We start from the raw sequence: 22,080 nt of genomic DNA, 5'->3' as shown, positions 1-22,080 counted from the left end.
GATGCGTACCGGCAAGGACTATCTCTCCTCCCTCGACGACGGCCGGACCGTCTACCTCGACGGCGAGCGGATCGACGACGTCACCGTCCATCCCGCGTTCGCCCCGGTGGCCGGCGTCGTCGCCGAGCTCTACGACATGGCAGCCGATCCGGCGAACGGCATGCAGTACACGGCACCCGAGACCGGTGAGACCGCGAACCTGGTCTTCAGCACCCCGCGCGACGCCGAGGGTCTCGCCGCCCGCCGGGCCGCGATCCAGCGGTGGGCCGGCCACACCCATGGCTGGGTGGGTCGTAGCCCCGATCACGTGGGCACGTTCCTCGCCGGCTTCGCCTCCCGCCCGGAGCTGTTCGACACCGAGCATCACTCCCTGGGCGCGAACGTGACCGCGTACTACCAGCGGCTGCTGCGGGAGGACCTGTTCGTCTCCTACGCGATCATCCCGCCGCAGGTCTCCCGGGCCACCACGGCCTCCGGGTGGGGCGAGGACTTCCTGCAGGCCGGCGTGGCCGAGGAGACCGCGGAGGGCATCGTGCTGCGCGGCGCGCAGATGCTCGCCACCGGCGCGGCCGTGGCCGACGAGGTCCTCATCACCTGCATCAAGCCGCTCGGGCCCGACGACCAGGACTTCGCCTTCTCCGCGGTGCTCCCGGTCAACGCCGAGGGCCTCAAGCTCTACTGCCGCCGCCCGTTCGCGCCCGCGGCGACCAGCGCGTTCGACTACCCGCTGACCAGCCGCTACGACGAGCCCGACGCGCTCGTCGTGCTCGACGACGTGTTCGTCCCGTGGGAGCGGGTGTTCGCCAGCCGCGACATCGCCGTGGTCCGCGACCAGTTCTTCGGCACCTGCGCGCACGCGCTGGGCAACTGGCAGGCACAGATCCGGTTCGCCGCCAAGCTGCGCTTCATCGCCGGCATCGCCCGCAAGGTCACCCAGGTCAACGGCACCGACAAGATCCCCGCGGTCGCGGACAAGCTCGGCGAGCTCGCGAGCATCGTCGGCAGCGTCCAGGCCTCCGTGGACGCCGCGGAGTTCACCGCGACGCTCGACGGGAACGGCGTGATGGTCCCCGGCAGGGAGCCGCTCTACTCGGCGATGGGCCTGCAGTCGGAGACCTACCCGCGGGTGATCGGCATCGTGCGGGACCTCGTCGGCGGGGGTGTCCTGCAGCTGCCCGCCAGCGTCCGCGACCTCACCAGCGAGCACACCGCGGCCGACGTCGCGCACTACATCCAGTCGCCCGGGGTGGCCTCGGAGGAGCGCATCAAGCTGTTCAAGCTCGCCTGGGACGTGATCGGCTCGGAGTTCGCCGGTCGCCACCAGCAGTACGAGATGTTCTATGCCGGCGCCCCGTTCGTCGTCCGGGGCGTCTACGCCTTCCGTAACTTCGGCTACCAGGACGCGGTCGAGGACGTCGACGCGTTCCTGGCCGGCTACACCACCGCCAGCTGAGGCAGGAGACCCACCATGGCCAAGCCCGAGTTCGAGTTCTTCCCTGTCGCCGACGTCGAGTTCACGCCGTGTGACGGCGTCGTGCCCGAGCTGACCGAGCGGGTGCTCGCCCGCGACGAGGAGGCCGGCACCGCGACCCGCATCCTGCGGTTCGCCCCGGGGACCGACACCACGCCCAACGGTGTCCAGGTGCACGACTTCTGGGAGGAGGTCTACATCCTCGAGGGCGCCATCACCGACCTGCGCCTCGGCCAGACGTTCACCGCAGGCCAGTACGCCTGCCGGCCGCCCGGCATGAAGCACGGCCCGTGGACCGCCCCGGACGGGGCGCTGACGTTCGAGGTCCGCTACCGCACCCGGGCCGGCGACGGATCATGAAGGCGGTGCCGTTCACCCCGCCGGACGCCTCGGCGATGCGGCGGTGCATGGGCCGGTTCACCACGGGGGTCGCCGTCGTCACGGCGCTCGACGCGGCGGGCGAGCCGCAGGGCATGACGATCAACTCGCTGACCTCGGTGAGCGTCGACCCGTGCGTGCTGCTGGTGTCGCTGACCGTCGGCACCCGGACCGCGGACGCGGTGGACGCCTCCGGCGCCTTCGCGATCTCGATCCTGGGCGTCCGCCAGGAGGCGACCGCCCGCCGGTTCGCCACCCGCGGCGGCGCCCGGTTCGAGGGCGTCGAGGCCGAGGTGACCGACAGCGGGATCCCGATCGTGGGCGGCGCACTGGTGCACGCCGACTGCCGGGTCCACACGACCACCGACGTCGGTGACCACCGCGTGTACTTCGGCGAGGTCGGCTCGCTGCGGGACCGGGCCGGGACCGGCCTGACCTTCCACTCCGGACGGTTCGGCGAGTTCCACGATCTCGGCCACGCCGAGATGCCCTGGCTGTTCTGAGGCCGGCCGTCCCGAGCTGCGGGGCCCGGGCGGGACCGATCCCGTCCGGGCTCCGCGTCCACCTGCGGTGGGGTCAGGCCTGCCGGAGCAGCACCTGCAGGGTGCAGTCGAGGTGGGCATCGATCGCCTTCCCGGCGCGCTCGACGTCGCCACCGGCGAGCGCGTCGACGATCCGCTCGTGCTCGCTGCACACGGCGAGCTGCCGATCGGTCGCGCGGAACAGTGCCGCGACCCCCACCCGGCGCTGCCGGACCCGCAGCGCCGCGTAGCTGCGGGAGATCATGACGTTGTCGGCCGCGTCGATCAGCGCCTGGTGGAACCGGACGTCGAGGCCGACGAACTCGGTCGCCGCGTCGGCACTGCCGGTGTCCCCGGACGTCGCGATCGTGTGCTGCTCGTCCAGCAGGGCGCGCATCTCGGCCACCGGCGCCGTGCCGGCCTCGATGGTGCGGGCGGCGGCGTGCTTCTCGAACAGCGCCCGGATCTCCATCAGCTCGCGGATCTCCCGGCCGCTCATCGGGGGAACGTAGGCCCCGCGGCCGGGTAGCATCTCGACGAGCCCGTCGGCGACGAGCAGGAGCAGCGCCTCCCGGACCGGGGTCCGGGAGACGCCGATCCGCTTGGCGAGGTCGACCTCGTTGAGGAAGCTCCCCTGCACGTCCGGGTCGGCGAGGACCTCCTCGCGGAGGTACTGGAGCGCGCGGGCGCGACCGGACTGCTGCATACCTCAGGTATACACCAGTCCGGGGTGTCAGGCCACGTGCGTCGGCAGGGTGCGCACCGCCTCGGAGATCGCGGCCTCGAACGGCCCGGCGAGGGCGGCCGGCTCGATCTCGGTGCTGTACACGACGAGCGACCGCTGCGGCTCCAGCTCGATGACGTCCACCGTGCCCAGGTGCTGCTCGACGGAGAGGTCCCCGCCGACGACCCGGTACTGGAAGCGGCGCAGCACCGGGTCGGCGGTGACGACGGCTTCCTCCAGCGTTGACCCGTCCGCGAGCACGACGGTGCGGTGGGTGTCATCGCCCCAGGACCGGGCCATCGCCGGGAACCAGTCCGCGACGGCGGCGGCGTCGCGGACGACCTTCCAGACCGCCTCCGGAGCGGCGTCGATCACGACATGGGAGCGGAGTGTCGGCATGTGTTCTCCTTCGTCGGGGGTGTCGGTGTCCGGTCACCAGTCGACGGCCAGGTAGCTGACCTCGAGGTACTCGTGGATGCCCTCGAAGCCGCCCTCGCGGCCGAGGCCGGACTGCTTCATACCGCCGAACGGGGCGGCGGGGTCGGAGACGGCGCCGCGGTTGACCCCGACCATGCCTGCCTGGAGCTGCTCGGCGACGCCGAGCGCCCGGCCCAGGTCGGCCGCGTACACGTAGGCAGCCAGCCCGTACTCGGTGGTGTTGGCCAGCGCCACCGCGTCGGCGTCGTCGGCGATCTCGATGATCGGGGCGACGGGGCCGAACGTCTCGTCCACGCTCAGCACGCCGGCCCGGTCCACCCCGGACAGCACGGTCGCCGGGTAGAAGAACCCGGGCCGCTCGAGCGGCGCTCCCCCGGTGTGCACCCGCGCGCCCTGCGCGACCGCGGCGTCGACCCGGCCGGCGACGTCGGCCTGCCGTCGGGCGTTGACCATCGGGCCGAGCTGGGTCGCCTCGTCGGTCCCGGGCCCCACGACGAGGTCCGCCATCCGGGCGGCGAGCCGCGCGGCGAAGTCGTCGGCGACCGCCTCGTGGACGAGGAACCGGTTCGCCGCCGTGCACGCCTGCCCGCCGTTGCGCATCTTGGCGAACATCGCCCCCTCGACCGCGGCATCGAGGTCGGCGTCGTCGAGGACCACGAACGGGGCGTTGCCGCCGAGCTCCAGCGAGGTGTTGACGATGCGCTCGGCGGCCTGGCGCAGCAGCGTGCGACCGACCCCGGTCGAGCCGGTGAACGACAGCTTCCGGATCCGGGGATCGGCCAGGGCGTGCTCGACGAGCTCCGCCGGGCGATCGGTGGTCAGCACCGACACCACCCCGTCCGGCAGGCCGGCCCGGGCCAGCAGGTCGGCCAGGTACAGCGCGGTGAGCGGGGTGTCCTCGGCCGGCTTGAGCAGGGCCGTGCACCCGGCCGCGAGCGCGGGGGCGAGCTTGCGGGTCGCCATCGCGGCCGGGAAGTTCCACGGGGTGAGCAGCAGGGCCACCCCGACCGGGCGGTGCACGGTGAGGATCCGGTTGGCCCCGCCCGGGGCGGTGCGGAGCTCCCCGGAGATGCGCACGGCCTCCTCGGCGAACCAGCGGAAGAACTCCGCCGCGTAGCGGACCTCGGCCCGGGCGTCCGCGCGGGTCTTGCCCATCTCCAGGCTCATCAGGTGCGCGAGCGGTTCGAGCTCGTCGAGCATGAGCGCGTGGGCGGCGGCCAGGATCTCCGAGCGGGCCCGCGGCGGGGTCGCCGACCAGTCCGGCAGGGCCGCGGCGGCCCGGTCGATCGCCCGGTCGACCCCGGCGGGGGCCACCCGGGTGATCTCGGCGAGGGGCTCGCCGGTCGACGGGTCGAGCACCGGAAAGGTCCCGTCAGAGGTGTCCGGGCGGTGCCTCTCCAGCACGGGGCCGATCAGCGTGTCGATCTCGGGGGGTGTGACGGTGGTGTCGACGCTCAACCGCGTCTCCGTTTCTCGGGGCAGGTCGGCGCGGCCCGGCCACGCGGGCCGGGCCATGCCGCTCAGGGGTCGGTGGGGGTGCGGGCGGGTCAGCCGTCGGCGAACAGCTTCCCGGCGCGGGCCCAGTTCTCGGTGTCGACGTCGGTGAACACGATGCCCACCGAGTCCGGCGCGCACTGGCCGATCCGGCAGATCTCACGGGTCAGGACCTCGGCCAGCTCCCGCTTCTGCTCGACGGTGCGGCCGGGGAACCAGTCGATCTGGACGTGCGGCATGGGGGTGTTCCTTCCTAGGCGAGCAGTTCGGCGACGCGCTCGGTGCGCGCGCGGTGGTCACGGCGTGCGGCGAGGGCCTCGTCGAGGGTGATCTCGACGAACCGGGTCGAGGTCTTCGGCGCGGACTGCGCGACGACGTCGAGGTCTCCGCTGATCACCGTCGCGATCATCATGTAGCCGCCGCCGGAGACGGCGTCGCGGTGCAGGATGATCGGTTCGACGCCGCCGGGCACCTGGATGGACCCGATCGGGTACGGCGCGTCGACGATGTTCGACGGGTCCTGGCCCGCCCCGAACGGCGGCGTCCGCTCCACGGTCTCGAGCCTGCCGCCGCCGTAGCGGAAGCCGACCCGGTCGGCGACCGGCGTGAGCTTCCAGGTGGTCGACAGGAACGACTCCCGCCCCGCCGGGGACAGGATGTGGTCGTAGAGGCCCATCACCACGCGGACCTCCACCTCCTTGCCGAGCGTCGGGCGCAGCTCGGCGGGCACCACCCGCCCGGGCGTCCCGGTGCCGGGGCCGACCGGGAGCACGTCGCCGGCCGCGATCGGCCGGCCGTCGAACCCGCCGAGGGCACCCAGGGCGTAGGTGGCCCGGCTGCCGAGCTGCACCGGCACGTCGATCCCGCCGGACACCGCGACGTAGGCGCGGGCACCCCCGGCCACGAACCCGAAGTCGAGCACGTCCCCGTCGCGCACGGGGAACGACTCCCACAGCGGCCGGTCCTCACCGTTGACCCGGGGCGGCAGGTCCGCCCCGGTCACGGCCACGACCGCGTCTCCGGTGAACCGGAGCTCGGGACCCATGTAGACGGCCTCCAGGACGCCCAGCCCCGGCTCGTTGCCGACCAGCCGGTTGGCCGTCACGGCCGCGAACTGGTCCAGCGCACCCGACGGCGGGATCCCCAGGTCGTAGTAGCCCGCCCGGCCCCGGTCCTGCACGGTGGTGGACAGCCCGGGCTTGCGGACCTCGATCGTCGTGCCGGTCATGCCAGGCCCTCCAGCAACCGCTTGTTGTAGCCGTCCGGGTCGTCCAGGAACGGCTGCAGGTCGAACTCGACGTCCTTGGTCGTGATCCGGTAGTCCCCCGCCTCGGCCTTCGCCTCCAGCTCGTCGTACTCGTCCCGCTCGATCGGCCGGAACTTCACCATGTCACCGGGCCGCATGAACACCTTGTGCTCGGCGAAGTCCGGCTTGGTCTGCCGCGGGTCGTAGATCGGCGCCGGCGTGATCCCGAACATCTGGTACCCACCCGCCCCACGCACCGAGTAGATGCACGAGAAACACCCGCCGTAACCGACCGTCTGCTTCGGCGTGTCCGTCCGCGGCCGCAGGTACTTCGGCACCACGATCTGCCGCTCCCGCGGCACCATCTGGTACTTGAACGGCAACCCCGCCACGAACCCCACCATCGAGGTGAACCACGGCGACCCCGAGTGCGCCGCGACGAACTCCTCCACCGAGGCGTACCCGTTGATCCGCGCCGCGTACTCGATGTCGGTCGCCTCCGGATCCTGGTGCCGGTCCCGGAACCGCATCAACGTCTCGGTCGTCCACGGATCCCGGTACAGCACCGGGATCTCCACCACCCGGCAGTCCAGCGTCACCCCCAACGCGTCCCCGACCCGCTCCTCGAGCTCCTTCAGGTGCGCCAGGAACGCGTGCGGCTCCTGCACGTCCGGGTCGTACCGCACCTGGTACGACGCGTTCGCCGAACAGATCTCCAGGACCCCGTCCGGCCGCTCGGCACGCAACAGGTTCGTGATCGCCACGGCCTTGAAGTTCGCCTGCAGGCTCATCTCCTCGGCCAGCTCGACGAAGATGAACTCGTCACCACCCCAGCTGTAGCGGGCCGGCCGTGCGGTCTCCCCCATCACCGCTCACCCGCCCGGTCGGCGAGCCACCGTTCGAGGGTGCCGGTGTCGAAGGCGGCCTCGGCGAACCACGGCTGGTCGAGGAGCTCGATCAGCAGCGACGTCGTCGTGGGGACACCGTCGACGACGAGCTCGTCGAGGGCCCGGCGGGACCGGGCGAGCGCGGTGGCCCGGTCGTTCCCCCAGACGATCACCTTCGCGACCAGCGAGTCGTAGTACGGCGACACCCGGCTGTTCGGCGCCAGCCACGTGTCGGTCCGCACCCACGGCCCGCTCGGCAGCTGGACGTGATCGATCCTCCCGGGAGCGGGCATGAAACCCCGCGCCGGGTCCTCGGCGCACACCCGGAACTCCACGGCGTGGCCGCGGGCGGCGACGTCGGACTGGCGGAGCCCGAGCGGCTCGCCCGCGGCGATCCGCAGCTGCTCGGCGACCAGGTCGATCCCGGTGATCCACTCGGTCACCGGGTGCTCGACCTGGATCCGGGTGTTCATCTCGATGAAGAAGAACTCGCCGGTCTCGTCGTCGACGAGGAACTCGCAGGTCCCGGCGCTGCGGTAGCCGACCTGCTCGCACAGGCGGACGGCGGCCGCGGTCATCTCCGCGCGGACGGCCTCGCCGATGCCCGGCGACGGGGCCTCCTCGACGACCTTCTGCCTGCGTCGCTGCAGCGAACACTCCCGCTCGAACAGGTGCACCGCGTCGGTGCCGTCGCCGAGCACCTGCACCTCGACGTGCCGGGCGCGGCGGATGAACCGCTCCAGGTACATCGTGCCGTCACCGAACGCCTTCAGCGCCTCGTTCGAGGCCTGCCCGAACGCGGTCCGCAGCGCCGCCTCGTCGTGCACCACCCGGATGCCGCGCCCGCCGCCGCCGGCCGCGGCCTTGAGCATCACCGGGTAGCCGACCTCGCGGGCGGCCGCGACCGCCTCGTCGGCCCCGGCCACCCCGCCCGGGGTGCCCGGAACGGTCGGGACGCCCGCGGCGCGGGCGACCTCGCGGGCGGCGACCTTGTCCCCCATCCGCTCGATGGTCGCCGCGTCCGGGCCGACGAAGGTCAGCCCGGCGTCGGCCACCGCGGCCGCGAACGAGGCCCGCTCGGACAGGAACCCGTACCCGGGATGGACCGCGTCGGCTCCGGAGTCCCGGGCCGCGGCGACGACGGCGTCCTCGACCAGGTAGCTCTTCGAGGCCGGACCCGGGCCGATGGGGACGACGTCGTCGGCGAGCAGCGCGTGCGCGGCCTCGGTGTCCGCCTCGCTGGCCACGGCCACGGTCTCGATCCCGAGGTCGCGGGCGGCGCGGATGATCCGGACGGCGATCTCGCCCCGGTTGGCGATCAGCAGACGCTTCATCCGTCCACCTCGATCGCCACGACCGGTTCGCCCGCGTCGACCTCGGCCTCGTGGCCGGCGAGGTACTCGACGACCGTGCCGTCCACCCCGGCCTCGACCGGGTGGAACGACTTCATGACCTCGACCAGGCCGACCTGGTCGGTGGCGGTGACCTGCTGGCCGGGCTTGACGAAGTCGGGGCTGGCCGGGTCGGGCTTGCGGTAGAAGACACCCGGGATCGGGGACACCGCCTCGTGGCGTGCCATCACGCCACCGTCAGGTGCGGCCGGAGGGCCTCGTGCACCGACTTCGCCAGGTCGACCGCGCCGGGGGTGTCGGAGTGCACGCAGATGCAGTCGGCCCGCATCGGGATGTCGGAGCCGTCGGCGGCGGTGGCGACGCCCTCGGTGACGGCCCGCACGGCGCGCTCGGCGGCGACGACCGGGTCGTAGGCCACGTGCTCCCGCGTGATGATCAGCGAGCCGTCCGGCCGGTAGTCCAGGTCGGTGTAGTACTCGGCGATGAAGCCCTGCCGGCGCCGGCCCCACACCTGCTCGTGGACCGTGTTCGCCATGCCCATGAGCGGCACGTCGAAGACGTCCGCGGCGGCGGCGATCGCCCGCGCGACGGACTCGTCACGCGAGGCGAGCCCGTAGAGCGCGCCGTGCGGCTTGATGTGGTTCAGCGGCATGCCCTCGGCCCGCAGGAACCCGGCCAGCGCACCGACCTGGTAGGTGACGATCGCGGTGAGCTCGTCCGGCTCGACCTTCATCTCCCGGCGGCCGAAACCGTCCCGGTCCGGGAAGGACGGGTGTGCCCCCACCTTGACCGAGTGCTGTTTGGCCAGCGCGACCGTCCGGCGCATCACGACCGGGTCGGACGCGTGGAACCCGCAGGCCACGTTCGCGACCGTGATGTAGGGCATGATGCCCTCGTCGTCACCACAGCGGTAGATGCTGTAGGCCTCGCCCATGTCGGCGTTGATTGCAACCATGTCCGGTTCTCTCTTTCGGAATGTGGATCAGGAGTGGGCGACCTTGGGGGTGTCCCCGTCCGGGTCGACGTAGACGTCGTCGCCGTCGACCTTCACCGGGTACTTCGCCAGCTCGGCGTGCCCGGGGTTGATCCCCTTGCAGCTGGGGAGGTCGAACGTCCACAGGTGGCTCTTGCAGGTCAGCGTGTTCTTCTCGAGCTCGCCCTCGACGAGCTCGACCTGCTGGTGGGGGCAGATGGCCTGGGTCGCCACGACCTCGCCGCCGTCGAGGTGGGCGACCAGGATCTCCCGGTCGCCGACCTCGAACGACTCCATCTCCCCCTCCCACACGTCGTCGAGGCTGCACACCTTCACGTACGCCATGTGCTGAGCTCCCTTCAGCAGAATCGGTCGAAATGGAGCCGGTCCGCCTCGAGGCCGGCGTCGAGCACCAGCGCGCGGGCGAGGGCGTCGGTCATCGCCGGCGGGCCGGCCGCGTAGTAGGTGAAGTCGGTGAGCGACCCGGCGAGCCGGTCGAGAACGGCGTCGTGGAGGAAACCCGCGAAATGCGGCCCGGCCACGGTGTCCGGTCCCGCGTCGGAGACGGCGGTGTGGACGTGCAGCGCGCCGAGCCGGCGCCCCGCGATCGCCACCGGCTCGGGAACGTGGATGTCCCGCTCGGTCCGGCCCCCGCAGAACAGGTGCACGGTCCAGGCGCCCGCGTCGGGCAGCGCCGCGGCCCCGAGCACGATCGAGACCATCGCACCGAGCCCGGACCCGCCACCGACACAGGCGATGTTCTGGTTCTCCCGGTCCCGCAGGAAGGCGTGGCCGTAGGGCCCGTCGAGCACGACGGTCGCCCCGACCTCGAGCTTGTCGAACAGGATCGAGGTGGCCTGCCCGTCGGGGGTCCGCTTGATGACGAACTTCCACTCGCCGTAGCAGTTGCCGATGTTGCTCATCGAGTACGCCCGCTCGACCTGCCCGTCCGGCAGCATGATCATCGCGTACTGCCCGGGCCGGAAGCCGGCGTGGGTGTCGGCGGCGAACACGAACTCGGACATGTCGTGCGTCAGCGGGGTCACCGAGCGCAGCTCGGCGGCCTGCCGGATCGGCCGGTGCGTGGCGACCTCGGTGGTGGGACCGACCTTGACCCGGCAGTCCGTGAGCGGCTCGCTCTGGCAGGCCAGCCGGCGTCCCTTGCGCCGATCGCGGGCGCTGAGGCCGGGCGCGTCCGGGCGACGGTCGTACACCTCACCCTCGAGCAGCTCGTAGCGGCAGCTGCCGCAGGAACCACTGTTGCACTCGTACCCCAGGCCGACTCCCCCGCGGAGGGCGGCACGCAGCAGCGTGTCGCCCTCCGCACAGGGGAAGCGGACGCCGGACCCGTCGACCGAGACGAGATGTTCGGTGGGGGTCGCCATGGCAGGCTCAGCTTCCGAGCCCGAGCTGGCGCTGGAACGCCGTCACCGCAGCCACCGCATTGTCGGAGGCCTCGGCGTTCTCCGCGACCTCCTCGCCGTAGGTGCGGATGGCGTGCTCGGCCAGCGGCTGCCACTTCGCGACCCAGCTCCGCAGCTGCGGCACGTTGGACTCGACCTGCGACATGTGCCCGACCAGCGCCTCGGTCCAGCGCCGAGACCGCTCGCTGTCCCGCAGGGCGGCCTCGGCGAGCAGGGCGTGCAGGATGTCGCCGTGCCGGCGGGCGGACAGGCCCAGCTGGCGCAGGACGATCTCGTCGATCGCCGGCTTCGCCACGACGTTCAGCGCGACGAACGCCTCGGCCCAGTCGAACGTGGTGAGCTGGCGTTCCATCAGCTCGCGGAAGCCCTGCCAGGCGGGCAGCTCCTCCCACAGCTCGCGCTCCCGCTCGCCGAAACCCGCGCCGGGGTGCGCGATCCCGAGCTCGGCCGTCCGGTAGGCCACGTTGGTCAGCCAGCGCAGCGCGTCGGCGCACTGGAACGCCGCGCAGTTGGAGATCGTGCTGGCCGGGGCGATGTGCACGAGGTACGCGCTGGCCATCTGCACGGTGTGCAGCAGGTAGCGGCTCGGCGTGTACAGCTGGGCGAGGGTGGCCACCCACTCCGCGGGCAGGCCCTTGTCGTGGCTCTCCTCGTTGTGCTGGTCGAGCAGGCCCTCGACGTAGGTCTCCTGCCCGTCCTGGAGGATGTTGTAGGTCCGGTAGACCAGCTCGTCCGGGTCGCGGAAGGCGTTCCAGTCCGGGTGGGTGACCGGGCTGCCGTTGCGGTGCTTCCGGTAGAAGTCCGCCATGAACCCGGTCTGGCCGACCTCCCACGGCTGCTCCGGGTCGCGGGTGTGCCACAGCAGCTTGGTGGACACGATCTCGTACTCGCTGGGCTTGCGCCGGCGCTCGGCCAGGTGGGCCCAGGTCTTGAGCGGCTTGAGCGGTGTGGTCATGAGTGGGTCTCCTCGGACCCGGCGTGCCGGGCCATCGTCTCGGCGCCGAGGTAGAAGCGGAACACGTCGCTGCTGGTGTGGATGCGGCCCACGAAGGACGGCATGATCAGTTCGAGTTCGGCCATCTTGAACGGGCGGCCCAGCTCCTCGGCGATCGTGGCGCGGCGCAGGATGCACTCCCCGCCCTCGACCTCGACCCGCATGTAGGAGCCCTTGTCGCGCACGTCCACGCGCTTGCCCGGGTTGTCCGTGGCCGCGGCCTCGGCCACCGCGCGGGCCACGTCACCGGTCTGGAGAACCGGACCGACCGGATCGATGATGGGATCAGTGACAGTCATCGGTTCGTCCTCATTCGAAGTAGATCTCGACGCACTCGGTCGGCTCGAGACCGGCGTCGGCCACGGTCGTCGTGCGGGGGTACGGCGTGTCGGCGCCCTGCTTGCGGACCCGCAGGGTGCGGCCGGGCTGGTCGGGCACGTGGATACCGACGGCGTTGGCCGCGGCCGCGGACGCGACCTCGTCCATCGTGTGGGTCGACTCGGCGGGCAGCAGCTTGATGACGAAGTCGCCGTGGAAGTGCGTGGCGAGCGGGATCACGGTCATGTCGGTACGTCCTTCGGTGATCAGGCGGTCGCGGCGAGCTTGCGGCGGTAGGTGTCGACCCAGGCGAACCCGTGGGCGTCGTCGCCGCCGGGACCCACCGACCCGAGGCCCATGTACGCGAGGACGCCGCCGAGGTCAGCCGGCTGGATGTCGCCACCGAGGAACCGGTCGACCAGGTTCTTCTGGTGGCGGTAGCGCTCCGGGTCGTCCTCGAAGATCCACTTGTCGACCTCGGAGGCGAAGTGGTACCGGCGCCCCTCGTGCACGATCGAGATGTCGCGCAGGGTCTGCGACGGCGTCCCGACGATCGGCAGCTGGGAGACGTTGCAGATGATCGGCAGCGTCCCGGGGACGGTGCGGTCCATCCGGTCGTGGACGAAGTTGTCGATCATGACGTCCCAGACCTTGCCGAACGTGGCGTTCCAGCCAGGGTACTTCTCCTCGAGCCAGTCCCGGTCCTCCGGGCTGACCCCGGCGGCCGGGTTCCACCAGAGCGTGGGGCGCCAGGAGTAGGTCCCCAGGTGCTGGCCGTGGTGGTGCTCGGAGATGTCGCGCAGGAAGATGTCCCAGTACCAGGGCTTCGACAGCCCCAGGTCCTCGAGGGACCGCATGAACTGGGTGACGATCCACTCCTCCATGAACTCCTTGAACGAGTCCTCCCGGTTCTCCAGCGGGACGTAGTAGTCCATCGGGATCCCGGACAGGATCGTGAACAGGCGGTAGGAGCGCCAGAACGCGATATCGATCTTCTTCTGGGCCTCCTCCTTCTGTCCGTTCTCGATCAGCATCTGCAGCAGCGGGGTGCCGAGCTGGGCGTGCCGCGCCTCGTCGGACTGGATGCTCTGGATCAGCTTGGAGAACGTGAAGTCACCGGCCTTGGCTGCATCCCCGGACAGGCCGATGAACTGGAGGTTGGTGAACCCGGTCTCGAACGAGAAGTTCGCGAACACCGAGGTCGAGACCGCGTCCCGGGTCATCATCACGTCGTCGAAGAAGTGCCGGGCACCGAGCGAGACCCAGTTGTTGCTGAACATCGATGCGTGCGACCACTCGAACTGGCGGTCCTTGTTGATGTACTCGTGCGGGAAGTACAGCTGGATCTGGCCGTGCCGGATCTCGTCGAGCATCCCGAAGGTGGCCATGTTGCGCATGCCCGGCGCCTTCGACCAGCGCACGAACCGCGACTCCTGCAGCGAGGCGCCGTACTCCACCAGCGCGACCGCGGCGTAGTGCTCCTTGAGGATCGAGATCCAGCCCGGATCGGCCTTGTTGTACAGGTCGGCGCGCTCCAGGGCGGCCTTCACCGAGTACGCGCCGGCGTCCTTCTGGCGCTGGATGTCGACGTACTCCCGGTAGCTGATCTTGTAGGGCTCGTCGTAGGTGGCCCAGACGTCGTCGGGCAACCCCTCACCGCCGCTGAGCTCGGGCGGGAAGAGCTCGTCCTGCTTCACGTAACGCGGGGTCCAGTCGGTGCTGCGCGCGATGTCGTACCACTGCGCGCGTTCCAGCAGAGCCATGAACGGTGCTCCCTCGGGGATCGGAGATCGGGAAATCGGTGACGGGTGGTCAGCTGCCGTGCTCGGAACCCAGCGGTCCCTCACCACCCGGGTAGACGAAGGTCATCGACGGTGCGTAGAAACCGAACGTCACCTGCAGCGGATCGGCGGGCCGGAGCTGGTAGGTCGGGTGGTTCTCGTCGAGGAACTCGAACCCCACGACCTCGAAGTGCTCGGCGACGTCGGCGACGTAGGCGTACCGGCCGCTGAGGAACCCGCCGTTGCGACGGGTGATGTAGCGCAGCTGCCCGGCCGCCCGCTGCGGGGCTCCGATCGTGACCCGGGCGGTGGTGCGGATGACCGGTCGCCCGTCGATGTGCGTGGTGGCGACCAGGGTGTCGCCGTCGAGGTCGAGGGTGGTCCGGCCGAGGTCACCGGCCGGGACGCCGTGCTCGATCGCGTAGCGACGCATCACGTCGGAGCTGTTGTAGTAGTGGGTCCACCAGCGGGCGGGAACCCCGGCCTCGGTGTCGAGACCGGACAGGTTCGCACCGAGGTAGGTCAGCGAGTAGGCACCGAAGGTCTCGTCACCGACCGCGGAGGTCTGGTCCGGACCGTCCACGACGTACTGGTTGATATAGCAGGAACGGTCGTCCGCCGGCGTCAGCCCCTCGGGGACGAGCTTGGCGACCGCGTCCGGGTCGGCGGGCACCCAGACCAGATAGAGCGTGCGCGAGTTGGTGATCAACTGCGGTGGGTGGAGCGTCGTGCCCATTGCGCCTCCTGGCTCACCGTTGGGCTCGAGGATCGTGTGAACCGAGACACTGCTGGACGCGCACCGGCAGCAGTAGTGCGCATGTTGGACAAGTGCCGGAGGGCTATCGACGTTTTGGAGTAACGGACGGCATCACAGCTGCTCATCGAGCTGCAGCGCGATCCACAGCTCGGCGCGCACGGTCGGGTCGTCGATGTCGCGCCCGAGCGCCTCGGCGACCTTGCCCATCCGGTACCGCAGGGTGTGCCGGTGAATGCCCAGCGCCGACGCCGAGGCGTCCGACTGGCCGTTGTGGGCCAGGAACGTGCGCAGGGTGTTCCGGAGGTCGATCTTGGAGCTGCGGCCCTTGTCCGAGAGCGGGGCGAGCAGCGCGGTGGCCCAGCCGCGGGCCTCGTCGGAGCGGAGGTGGCGCAGGATGCCCGCGGTCGCCACGTCGCTGGCGAACGCGAGCTTCCCGGACCGTCCCGGCGCGCTGGTGAACACCGTCCGGACCTGGTGCCAGGCCTCCGGCAGCTCCGCCGCGGGGGTCGGGTCGCTGACCGCCCCACGGGCCAGCGGGATCCGGCGCAGCAGGGCCTCCAGGGTTCGCACGTCGCCCTCGGCCGGCGGCATGAGCACGACGACCCGTCCCCGTTCCCACTCGGCGACGAGCGCGCACAGGCTGCGCAGGCCGTAGTCGCTCTCGGCGTGCTCGAGCAGCTCGAGCTCGTGGCCCGGCGGGGCACCGAGCAACGCCAGCCGGAGATCGCCCTGCGGGAAGTCGGTGCTCAGCGAGTCGGCGATCGACGAGGCGAGCCCGACGTCACCTTCGATCGCGACCTTGAACACCGCCAGCCGGTTGCGGCGCTGGCTCTCGAGCTGGCTGCGGGCGCTGTGCAGGTCCGCGCACAGCAGCGAGACGGCCGTCGTCACGATCGCCTGCTCGGACCTCGTCAGGGGCGTGCCACGCCCGACGGCGAGGAAGCCCCGGATGCTGCTGCGGACGGTGAGCGGCAACAGCACCACGCTCTCGCCGGCGACGGTCATGCTCAGGCTCGACGCGCCACCGCGCTCGCGCAGCCGGGGCAGGTCGATGCGCAGCCGGGGCAGGTGCATCCGGCCGGCCGGCACGCCGGCGCGCAGCCCGCCGTCCTCGTCGAGGACCAGCGCCCAGCCCTGGATCGCCCGGGCCAGCCGCTGCACGATCGCGCGGGCGGCGTACGGGGCCAGCGACGCCCGGGACAGGTCCCGCTGGGCCGCGACGGCGAAGTTGAGCTCTTTCTGCCGCTCGTCGGACAGGCAGTCCGCGACGACCCGGCTGATCGCCCCGAACCGGGTCTCGACGGGCACCGACAGCAGCGGCAGGTCACGTTCGGCGGCCGCGGCCACCAGGTCGTCCGGGACCTCCGGGTAGTAGGTGCTGACCCCGAAGCCCAGCGCCACGGCGCCCGCCTCGCAGAGGCGCTCCACGTACCGCCGCCACGCCTCGGCGTCGGGCGAGAGGCGTGACCCGGTGGTCAGCACCAGCTCGCCCTCCTCGACGTAGGGCGACGGGTCGGGCACCTCGCTGGCCAGCGCCCAGGTCAGCTCCTGGCGCACCGCCGACGGCGAGCCGGTGACGAGTCTCAGCCCCAGCTCCAGACGGTCGAGCAGGGTCTGGACGGAGATCGCCATGCGCGTCAAGGTACTGCCTCCGGGATGGACAAGAACCGGGGTCGCAGGTGTACGGATCGCGCAGGACGCGCCCCCCGGAGGCGATGCCATGCTGGTTCGCCAACGACCGACCACGCGGAGGACGGACTGGGATGCGGGCGATCGTCGCGACCACCGAGCTGGACGACCGCAGGCCGGGCGTCACCTACCGCACCGCCGGGGACCGGGCCGTCCTGGTCGAGTACGGGCGGCCGCACCCGGTCGATCTCGCCCTCAACTTCTTCGTCCACGCCACGGCCCGCCACCTGCAGGACCACCCGGTGCGCGGGGTGCTCGAGGCCGCACCGGGGCTCCGCTCCCTGCTCGTCTACTTCGAACCGTCGGTGATCGGCCGCGACACGGTGATCGAGGCGATGGACGAGATCCACCGCGAGGTCCCCGAGCCGACCTCGATCGTGCTGCCCAGCAGGCGGGTCCGGCTGCCGATCGCGTTCGACGACTCCACCTCCCGCGAGGCCGTCCACCGCTACCGGGTCAGCGACCGGCCGGACGCACCCAACGTCGTCGACGGGAACAACATCGACTACGTGGTGCGGTGCAACGACCTGCCGGCGCGCGAGGCGCTGTACGAGCGCATCCTCGCCAGCGAGTGGTGGAACGCGTTCAGCGGGTTCTACCCGGGGCTCCCCTCGCTGCTCCCGCTGGATCCCCGGTCCGAGCTGAGCGCGCCCAAGTACAACCCGGCCCGCAACTGGACCCCGGAGGGCGCCGTCGCGATCGGCGGGCCGAGCCTGGTGATCCATCCGATCGAGTCCTCGGGCTCCTACCAGCTGCTGGGCCGGACGTTGCCGATCAGCTACCTGTCGCCGCGCCGGCCGCGGGCCTACCGCGCCGACCCGGTCCTGCTGCATCCCGCGGACCGGATCACCTTCTACATGATCGACGAGACGGAGCTCGTCGAGCTGCGCCGGCAGGCCTTCGAGGGACGCTACGACTACGAGATCGAGCCCGGCCGGTACACGGTGGCGGACCACTTCGCCGTCGCGGAGGACCCGGCGGTCGCGGCCGAGGCCGAACGCCGGCGGGAGCGCAGGCGCCGCGCGCACGACATGGTGAAGATCCCGTGACACCGCGGACCCGGACGACGGTCGCCGAACCGTTCCTGGAGGTCATCGACCCCGGCCTGCAGACGACCGTCCAGGACTTCCCCGGGAGGCGCGGGCGGCAGGCACTGGGTTTCTTCCCCTCCGGCCCGGTCGACCACCTGGCGTTCCGGGCGGCGAACCTGCTGGTCGGCAACGGTTCCGACGCCGCGGGTCTGGAGATCCCGCTCGGGCGGTTCCAGGCCGCGATCGTGCGGCCGGGGACGATCGCCGTCACCGGTCCCGAGGTGCCGCTCACCCGCAACGGCCGCCCGCTGCCGATGTGGGAGTCGGTCCCGGTCGAGGAGGGCGACGTCATCGCGAGCGGCGTGCTCAGCGGCCCCGGGTACCGGACCTACCTGGCGGTGGCCGGCGGGATCGCGGTACCCGAGGCCTACGGCTCGCGCGCCACCCAGCTCGTCGCGGGCATCGGCGGGCTTGACGGGCGCGCGCTGGAGCGGGCCGACGTGCTCGACGTGCACGTCACCGACGGCGGCGCCCGGCCACGGCGGCGGATGCCGTCCTCGCTGCGCCCGACCTACCGCCGGCACTGGGAGATCGAGGTGGTCCGTGGCCCGCACGCGGACCCGGACTACCTCACCGCCGAGGACGTCGAGTACCTCTTCTCCGCGACCTGGCGCTGCGACCTCAACTCCGACCGGGTCGCCGTCCGGCTCAACCAGCACCGGTTCGCCTGGGCCCGGGCCAGCGGTGACGTCGCCGGCGGCCACCCGTCGAACATGCTCGACACCAGCTACCCGCTGGGCGGGGTCCTCGCCTACGGCGACGTGCTCACCATCCTCGGCCCGGACAGCAACTCCTCGGGCGGCTTCGCCGTCGTCGCGACGGTGGCGCACGCCGCCCTGTGGAAGGTGGGCCAGTTCCGGCCGGGCATGGACACGGTCACCTTCCGCGAGATCGACCTCGCGCAGGCCGCCGCGCTCGACGAGCACCTCGGGCGCGTGCTCGACAGCCGGCACCTCGCCACCGTGTGAGCGTGCGCGGTCAGCCCGCGTGCGCGTGCGGTGGTGCGGCATCGGGCCGCGCCTCGGTCACGGGTTCCGGGGTCACCGTGCCGGCCGCGCCGTCGACCGTGATCAGCTGCCCGGTCGTGATGAGCTGCGTCGCGTCCCGCAGGCAGATCACCGCCGGGATGCCGTACTCCCGGGCGACGGTGGGCCCGTGCGCCATCGGCGAACCGGTCTCGGTGACCAGGCCGCCCGCCGTCATGAACAGCGGCGTCCACCCGGGATCGGTGGTCGGCGCCACGAGGATCTCCCCCGGTTCCATCCGGGCACCCGCCGGGTCGAGGATCACCCGGGCCCGGCCGGTCACCCGGCCCGGTGCGGCCGCCATCCCGGCCAGCGTCCCGTCCGGGGCGGGCGTCCGTGGCGCCAGCGCCTCCGGGACCGTGCCGTCGGAGAGCAGGAGCCCCGGGACGCTGTGCCGGCCCAGCTCCCGCTCGTACTCGGCCCGGCGGTCTGCGACCCGCTCGCGCAGGTCGGCGCCGCCGGCGGCCTCGAACGCTTCCCGCAGGTCGAGGAACATGATGTCGCCGGCCCGCTCCAGCAGGCCGCGGGAGCGGAGGTCGGCACCGGCCGCGAGCAGGTGTGCACGCATCGCGGCGAATGCGTGGAGCCACGCGAACTTGGGCAGCTCGCGCAGCCCGGCGAGGGCGCGCGAGCGGCGCAGGAGGACGCCGGCCAGCCGGGCCCGGACCGGCCGCGCCCGCGCCACCAGCTCGTCGATCTTCGCGGTGGCCTCGCCGGCGGCCCGCGCGAAGCGCCGGTCCGCGGCCTGCTCCGGGTCGGTGACCCGCAGGTAGCCGGCGATCGCGGCGAACACCGGCGCCGGGTCCTCGACCCACCGGGCGACGCCGACGTCGATCTCGGCCGCGCCCCGGTGCCCGTACCGGCGGAGGAACCCGGTCAGGCCGATCTCGGGCAGCTCACCCGCGCGGTAGCGGGCGGCGAGCTCGGCCGGCGGGGTGTGCAGCAGCAGCTCGCGATGGCGCCCCGCGGCCGCCGCGAGCCGCCACAGGTCGAGGTCCATCCCGGTGGTGATGTTGTAGGGCATCCCGCGCAGCGTCTCGTCGACCTCGCTCGCCGTGGCCACGCCGGCGAGCAGCCCGGCGGCCACCGCTTTGGCGATCATGGACGCGTACAGCGGCGGCAGCATCGCCGTCATGGAGCCCAGGGCGGCGGGTCCCTGGGCCTCGACCGCCCGGCGGAGGTGGTCGGCCGCGCTGCCGGTGGTCTCCGGCACCCGGGAGCGGCGGCGGATGCCGGCCGCCGCCCGGAACGCCCGCCTGCGGGCTGCCGCCGGGGCGACCAGCGCTCCCAGCAGCCCGGCGACCAGCCCCGGGGCGAGCCGCGCCGCCACGGTCAGCACGGTGCGCACCCGGAAGGGCAAGCCCGGGACCGCGGCGAACCGCGGATCCTCCAGGACCCGCTGCAGTGCCTCGGCCACCCGGGGCCCGTACACCGTCATCGCGGACGGCAGCTTCGCCCGGTACATCCGGTTCCGGACGAACGGGGTGATGTCGAGGAACATGCGGCCGGCAGCGTCGGCGATCCCGTTGCGGTCGCCGAGCGGGTCGGACGCGACGCCGACCGACCGCAGCCACTGCGCCATGGCGACGCGCATCGCGGACATCCCCATCGGTGTGAACGGCCGCAGCATGCCCTGCATGTGCCCGACCTCGAGGTAGACCCGGGGCCCGGGGCCGGGCGACTGCGGCGGCGGGAACAGCGTGGTGATCGCCCGGGACTGGAGCAGCCAGAGCGTGCCGGCACGGTCGAACGCCCACTCGACGTCCTGCGGCGCACCCGCCCGCTGCTGCAGCCGCTCCCCGGCCTCGCGCAGCTGCGCGAGCTGCACCGTGTTCAGGCAGCCACCGGCATCGCCGAGCGGCCGGCCCCCGTCCAGGACGTAGTGGTCGGCGGCCGCACTGCCGTCGACGACCACGTCACCGAGTCCGGCGACGGCGTCGACGACCATCTCGGTCCGCGTCCCGGTGATCGGGTTGGCCGTGAACAGCACCCCGGCCGCGCTCGGATCCACCATCCGCTGCACGACGACGGCCATCCGCACCGTGTCGCCGGCGATGTCGTGGGCCGCGCGGTAGCTGACGGCGCGGTCGTTCCCGAGCGAGTCCCGGCAGCGCCGGACCGCGTCGATCAGCGCTTCGTCGCCGTCGACGTTCAGGAACGTCTCGTGCTGGCCGGCGAAGCTGGCGTGCGCCAGGTCCTCCGCGGTCGCGCTGGACCGGACGGCGACGGGGCCGCGACCGAGCCGGGCATAGGCCAGGAGGATCTCCCGGCGGAGATCGTCGGGGACCGAGCCGGCCGGCACGTCGGCCGCGGTGGTGACGCAGAAACCCGCAGGCACCCGCTCCCCGGCCCGGATCAGCGCGGCGAGCGCGGCGGCCTTGCCGCCGACCAGCGCGTCGGATCCGGGGTCCACGTCGGTGAGCTCGACGACGACGGCAGCGGACGCATCCATGGCGTGCTCCATTCGGGACGGACCGACAACACCGCCGACCAGACTTCCCGGCACACCGAGGACGACGGTACTCCCGGACGGGGCGCCGTCAACGGCGCGAGGGGGTCGCGCCGTCAGGGCGCGTCGCCCGCGAACCGGTGGAGCTCGGTGACCACTCCGGCCACGGCCTCGGGGGCGGTGTGGGTCACGAGGTGGCCGGCGCCCGCGACGACGACGGTCGGCGCACGCAGCCGCTCGCGTGCGGGCGCCGCGAGCCGCTCCGGCGGGAAGAACCGGTCGTGCTCGCCGGCTACCACCCGGCACGGGGCGGCACGCCACGCCGTCAGCACGTGCTCGGGGAGCGGTGCGGGCGCCAGGCCGGAGCGCGCGTGCCGGGGCACCATCGCCAGCCACTCCACGAGCCTGCGCCGGTCCACGACCCGGGCGCCGCCGTCCATCGTGGACAGCACGCGGTCGGCACGGGCAGGGGTGGGCCGCCACAGCCACGGCACCGAGGCCGCGAGGATCCCGGCATCCAGCCGGGCGCCGACGAGACCGGCGGGCACGACCAGTGCAAGCCCTCCGATGCGACGGCCGGGCTCCGCGCACAGCGCCACCGCCGCCCCGCGGGACTCCCCGACGAGCAGCACCGGGGCATGGCCGACGGCGTCGAGGACCTCGCCGAGCCACCGGCGGTTCCGGGAGACCGCGTCGTCCGGGACGCGGGTGCCGGCGCTCAGGCCCGGCTGACCGGGGAGGTCGACCGCCGTCACCCGGAACGAGGCCGCCAACCTCGAGATCAGCGGCAGCGAGGTCGCCGCGCCGAAGTTCGTCCCGGGCAGTAGCAGGACCTGCGGGCCGGTGCCGGTCGTGATCAGGTGGGTGGGACCGAGCGACGTCCTGATCCGGCGGCGGTCCCCCGACGGCAGTGCCCGGTCCAGCTCGGCACGGCACCACTGCTGCACGATCCGGCGACCGTTGTCCGAACGGTAGATCTCCACCTCGGCCCCCTCGACGAACACCGCGTCCGCCCAGCCTTCCCGGCATACCGCCGTCGTGCATAGGGCCGGTACCTCCGTCTCCGTG

Annotated in this window: 24 protein-coding genes; 5 read left to right on the top strand and 19 right to left on the bottom strand. The window is 72.3% G+C overall.

All coding sequences use genetic code 11. The features are described 5' to 3' along the window. Position 1: 1 nt before the first annotated feature. Genes H7X46_RS04740 through H7X46_RS04730 form a run of 3 tightly spaced genes read left to right on the top strand, consistent with a single transcriptional unit; the run spans position 2 to position 2,352 of the window. Positions 2-1,453 carry a 4-hydroxyphenylacetate 3-hydroxylase family protein gene (locus H7X46_RS04740; protein ID WP_186358240.1) on the top strand — a complete coding sequence of 484 codons (1,452 nt, stop codon included), beginning with the start codon at positions 2-4 and terminating at the stop codon, positions 1,451-1,453. Between the two features lie 15 nt (positions 1,454-1,468). Beyond that, positions 1,469-1,831 (top strand): cupin domain-containing protein, encoded by a 363-nt coding sequence (locus H7X46_RS04735; protein ID WP_186358239.1) that lies wholly within the window; start codon positions 1,469-1,471, stop codon positions 1,829-1,831. 5 nt (positions 1,832-1,836) lie between these two features. Beyond that, positions 1,837-2,352, top strand: coding sequence for a flavin reductase family protein (locus H7X46_RS04730; RefSeq protein WP_370588608.1), 516 nt, complete (start codon positions 1,837-1,839; stop codon positions 2,350-2,352). A 73-nt stretch (positions 2,353-2,425) separates the two neighbouring features. Here H7X46_RS04730 and H7X46_RS04725 read toward each other — a convergent pair whose 3' ends face one another. The 17 genes from H7X46_RS04725 to H7X46_RS04645 all read right to left on the bottom strand — a co-directional run bounded on the left by H7X46_RS04725 (position 2,426) and on the right by H7X46_RS04645 (position 16,390). Further along, entirely contained in the window at positions 2,426-3,076 is a 651-nt protein-coding gene (locus H7X46_RS04725; protein WP_186358237.1) for a GntR family transcriptional regulator, read from the bottom strand. A gap of 27 nt (positions 3,077-3,103) precedes the next feature. Next, on the bottom strand, positions 3,104-3,493 hold the full coding sequence (locus H7X46_RS04720; RefSeq protein WP_186358236.1) for an SRPBCC family protein: 390 nt from the start codon (positions 3,491-3,493) through the stop codon (positions 3,104-3,106). Between the two features lie 33 nt (positions 3,494-3,526). Next, positions 3,527-4,990, bottom strand: a complete 1,464-nt coding sequence (locus tag H7X46_RS04715; RefSeq protein ID WP_222131196.1) for an NAD-dependent succinate-semialdehyde dehydrogenase — start codon at positions 4,988-4,990, stop codon at positions 3,527-3,529. 89 nt (positions 4,991-5,079) lie between these two features. After that, positions 5,080-5,265, bottom strand: coding sequence for a tautomerase family protein (locus tag H7X46_RS04710; protein WP_186358234.1), 186 nt, complete (start codon positions 5,263-5,265; stop codon positions 5,080-5,082). Positions 5,266-5,279: 14 nt separating this feature from the next. Next, entirely contained in the window at positions 5,280-6,254 is a 975-nt protein-coding gene (locus H7X46_RS04705; RefSeq protein ID WP_186358233.1) for a biotin-dependent carboxyltransferase family protein, read from the bottom strand. After that, positions 6,251-7,138 carry an allophanate hydrolase subunit 1 gene (locus H7X46_RS04700; RefSeq protein WP_186358232.1) on the bottom strand — a complete coding sequence of 296 codons (888 nt, stop codon included), beginning with the start codon at positions 7,136-7,138 and terminating at the stop codon, positions 6,251-6,253. Before H7X46_RS04700 ends, H7X46_RS04705 begins: the two co-directional genes overlap by 4 nt. After that, positions 7,138-8,493, bottom strand: coding sequence for an acetyl-CoA carboxylase biotin carboxylase subunit (locus tag H7X46_RS04695; RefSeq protein WP_186358231.1), 1,356 nt, complete (start codon positions 8,491-8,493; stop codon positions 7,138-7,140). Before H7X46_RS04695 ends, H7X46_RS04700 begins: the two co-directional genes overlap by 1 nt. After that, a complete protein-coding gene (locus H7X46_RS04690; protein WP_186358230.1) occupies positions 8,490-8,738 on the bottom strand; it encodes an acetyl-CoA carboxylase in 249 nt (82 codons plus the stop codon). Before H7X46_RS04690 ends, H7X46_RS04695 begins: the two co-directional genes overlap by 4 nt. Further along, positions 8,738-9,466, bottom strand: a complete 729-nt coding sequence (pxpA, locus tag H7X46_RS04685; RefSeq protein WP_186358229.1) for a 5-oxoprolinase subunit PxpA — start codon at positions 9,464-9,466, stop codon at positions 8,738-8,740. Before pxpA ends, H7X46_RS04690 begins: the two co-directional genes overlap by 1 nt. A gap of 27 nt (positions 9,467-9,493) precedes the next feature. Beyond that, positions 9,494-9,829 carry a Rieske 2Fe-2S domain-containing protein gene (locus H7X46_RS04680; protein ID WP_186358228.1) on the bottom strand — a complete coding sequence of 112 codons (336 nt, stop codon included), beginning with the start codon at positions 9,827-9,829 and terminating at the stop codon, positions 9,494-9,496. A gap of 14 nt (positions 9,830-9,843) precedes the next feature. After that, positions 9,844-10,869: a 2Fe-2S iron-sulfur cluster binding domain-containing protein gene (locus tag H7X46_RS04675; RefSeq protein ID WP_186358227.1), complete on the bottom strand. Its 1,026-nt coding sequence runs from the start codon at positions 10,867-10,869 to the stop codon at positions 9,844-9,846. A 7-nt stretch (positions 10,870-10,876) separates the two neighbouring features. After that, complete coding sequence (locus H7X46_RS04670; protein WP_186358226.1) at positions 10,877-11,863, bottom strand: toluene monooxygenase; 987 nt, start codon at positions 11,861-11,863, stop codon at positions 10,877-10,879. After that, positions 11,860-12,201, bottom strand: a complete 342-nt coding sequence (locus H7X46_RS04665; protein WP_186358225.1) for an MmoB/DmpM family protein — start codon at positions 12,199-12,201, stop codon at positions 11,860-11,862. The genes H7X46_RS04670 and H7X46_RS04665 overlap by 4 nt, the downstream gene beginning before the upstream one ends. 10 nt (positions 12,202-12,211) lie before the next feature. Next, the gene (locus H7X46_RS04660; protein ID WP_186358224.1) at positions 12,212-12,466 is read right to left on the bottom strand and encodes a toluene-4-monooxygenase system B family protein; all 255 of its coding nucleotides are present in this window, start codon (positions 12,464-12,466) and stop codon (positions 12,212-12,214) included. A gap of 20 nt (positions 12,467-12,486) precedes the next feature. After that, positions 12,487-13,983, bottom strand: a complete 1,497-nt coding sequence (locus H7X46_RS04655) for a YHS domain-containing protein (protein ID WP_186358223.1) — start codon at positions 13,981-13,983, stop codon at positions 12,487-12,489. A 49-nt stretch (positions 13,984-14,032) separates the two neighbouring features. Continuing rightward, a complete protein-coding gene (locus H7X46_RS04650) occupies positions 14,033-14,737 on the bottom strand; it encodes a hypothetical protein (RefSeq protein ID WP_186358222.1) in 705 nt (234 codons plus the stop codon). A gap of 132 nt (positions 14,738-14,869) precedes the next feature. After that, the gene (locus tag H7X46_RS04645) at positions 14,870-16,390 is read right to left on the bottom strand and encodes a PucR family transcriptional regulator (RefSeq protein WP_186358221.1); all 1,521 of its coding nucleotides are present in this window, start codon (positions 16,388-16,390) and stop codon (positions 14,870-14,872) included. A gap of 131 nt (positions 16,391-16,521) precedes the next feature. Here H7X46_RS04645 and H7X46_RS04640 point away from each other — a divergent pair, with 131 nt between their 5' ends. Continuing rightward, a complete protein-coding gene (locus H7X46_RS04640) occupies positions 16,522-17,496 on the top strand; it encodes an allophanate hydrolase subunit 1 (RefSeq protein WP_186358220.1) in 975 nt (324 codons plus the stop codon). Further along, positions 17,493-18,506 (top strand): biotin-dependent carboxyltransferase family protein, encoded by a 1,014-nt coding sequence (locus H7X46_RS04635; RefSeq protein ID WP_186358219.1) that lies wholly within the window; start codon positions 17,493-17,495, stop codon positions 18,504-18,506. Before H7X46_RS04640 ends, H7X46_RS04635 begins: the two co-directional genes overlap by 4 nt. A gap of 10 nt (positions 18,507-18,516) precedes the next feature. On the opposite strand, the gene H7X46_RS04630 is transcribed toward H7X46_RS04635, so the two are convergent. Both H7X46_RS04630 and H7X46_RS04625 read right to left on the bottom strand, forming a co-directional pair. Next, a complete protein-coding gene (locus tag H7X46_RS04630) occupies positions 18,517-21,015 on the bottom strand; it encodes a PEP/pyruvate-binding domain-containing protein (RefSeq protein ID WP_186358218.1) in 2,499 nt (832 codons plus the stop codon). A 113-nt stretch (positions 21,016-21,128) separates the two neighbouring features. After that, positions 21,129-21,995 (bottom strand): alpha/beta fold hydrolase, encoded by an 867-nt coding sequence (locus H7X46_RS04625; RefSeq protein ID WP_186358217.1) that lies wholly within the window; start codon positions 21,993-21,995, stop codon positions 21,129-21,131. Positions 21,996-22,080 lie beyond the last annotated feature (85 nt).

Origin of the sequence: Pseudonocardia sp. C8 (genome assembly GCF_014267175.1) — a bacterium.
Lineage (GTDB): Bacteria > Actinomycetota > Actinomycetes > Mycobacteriales > Pseudonocardiaceae > Pseudonocardia.
The sequence above is the reverse complement of the archived record's forward strand: the minus strand, read 5'-3'. Positions and strand labels throughout refer to the sequence as shown.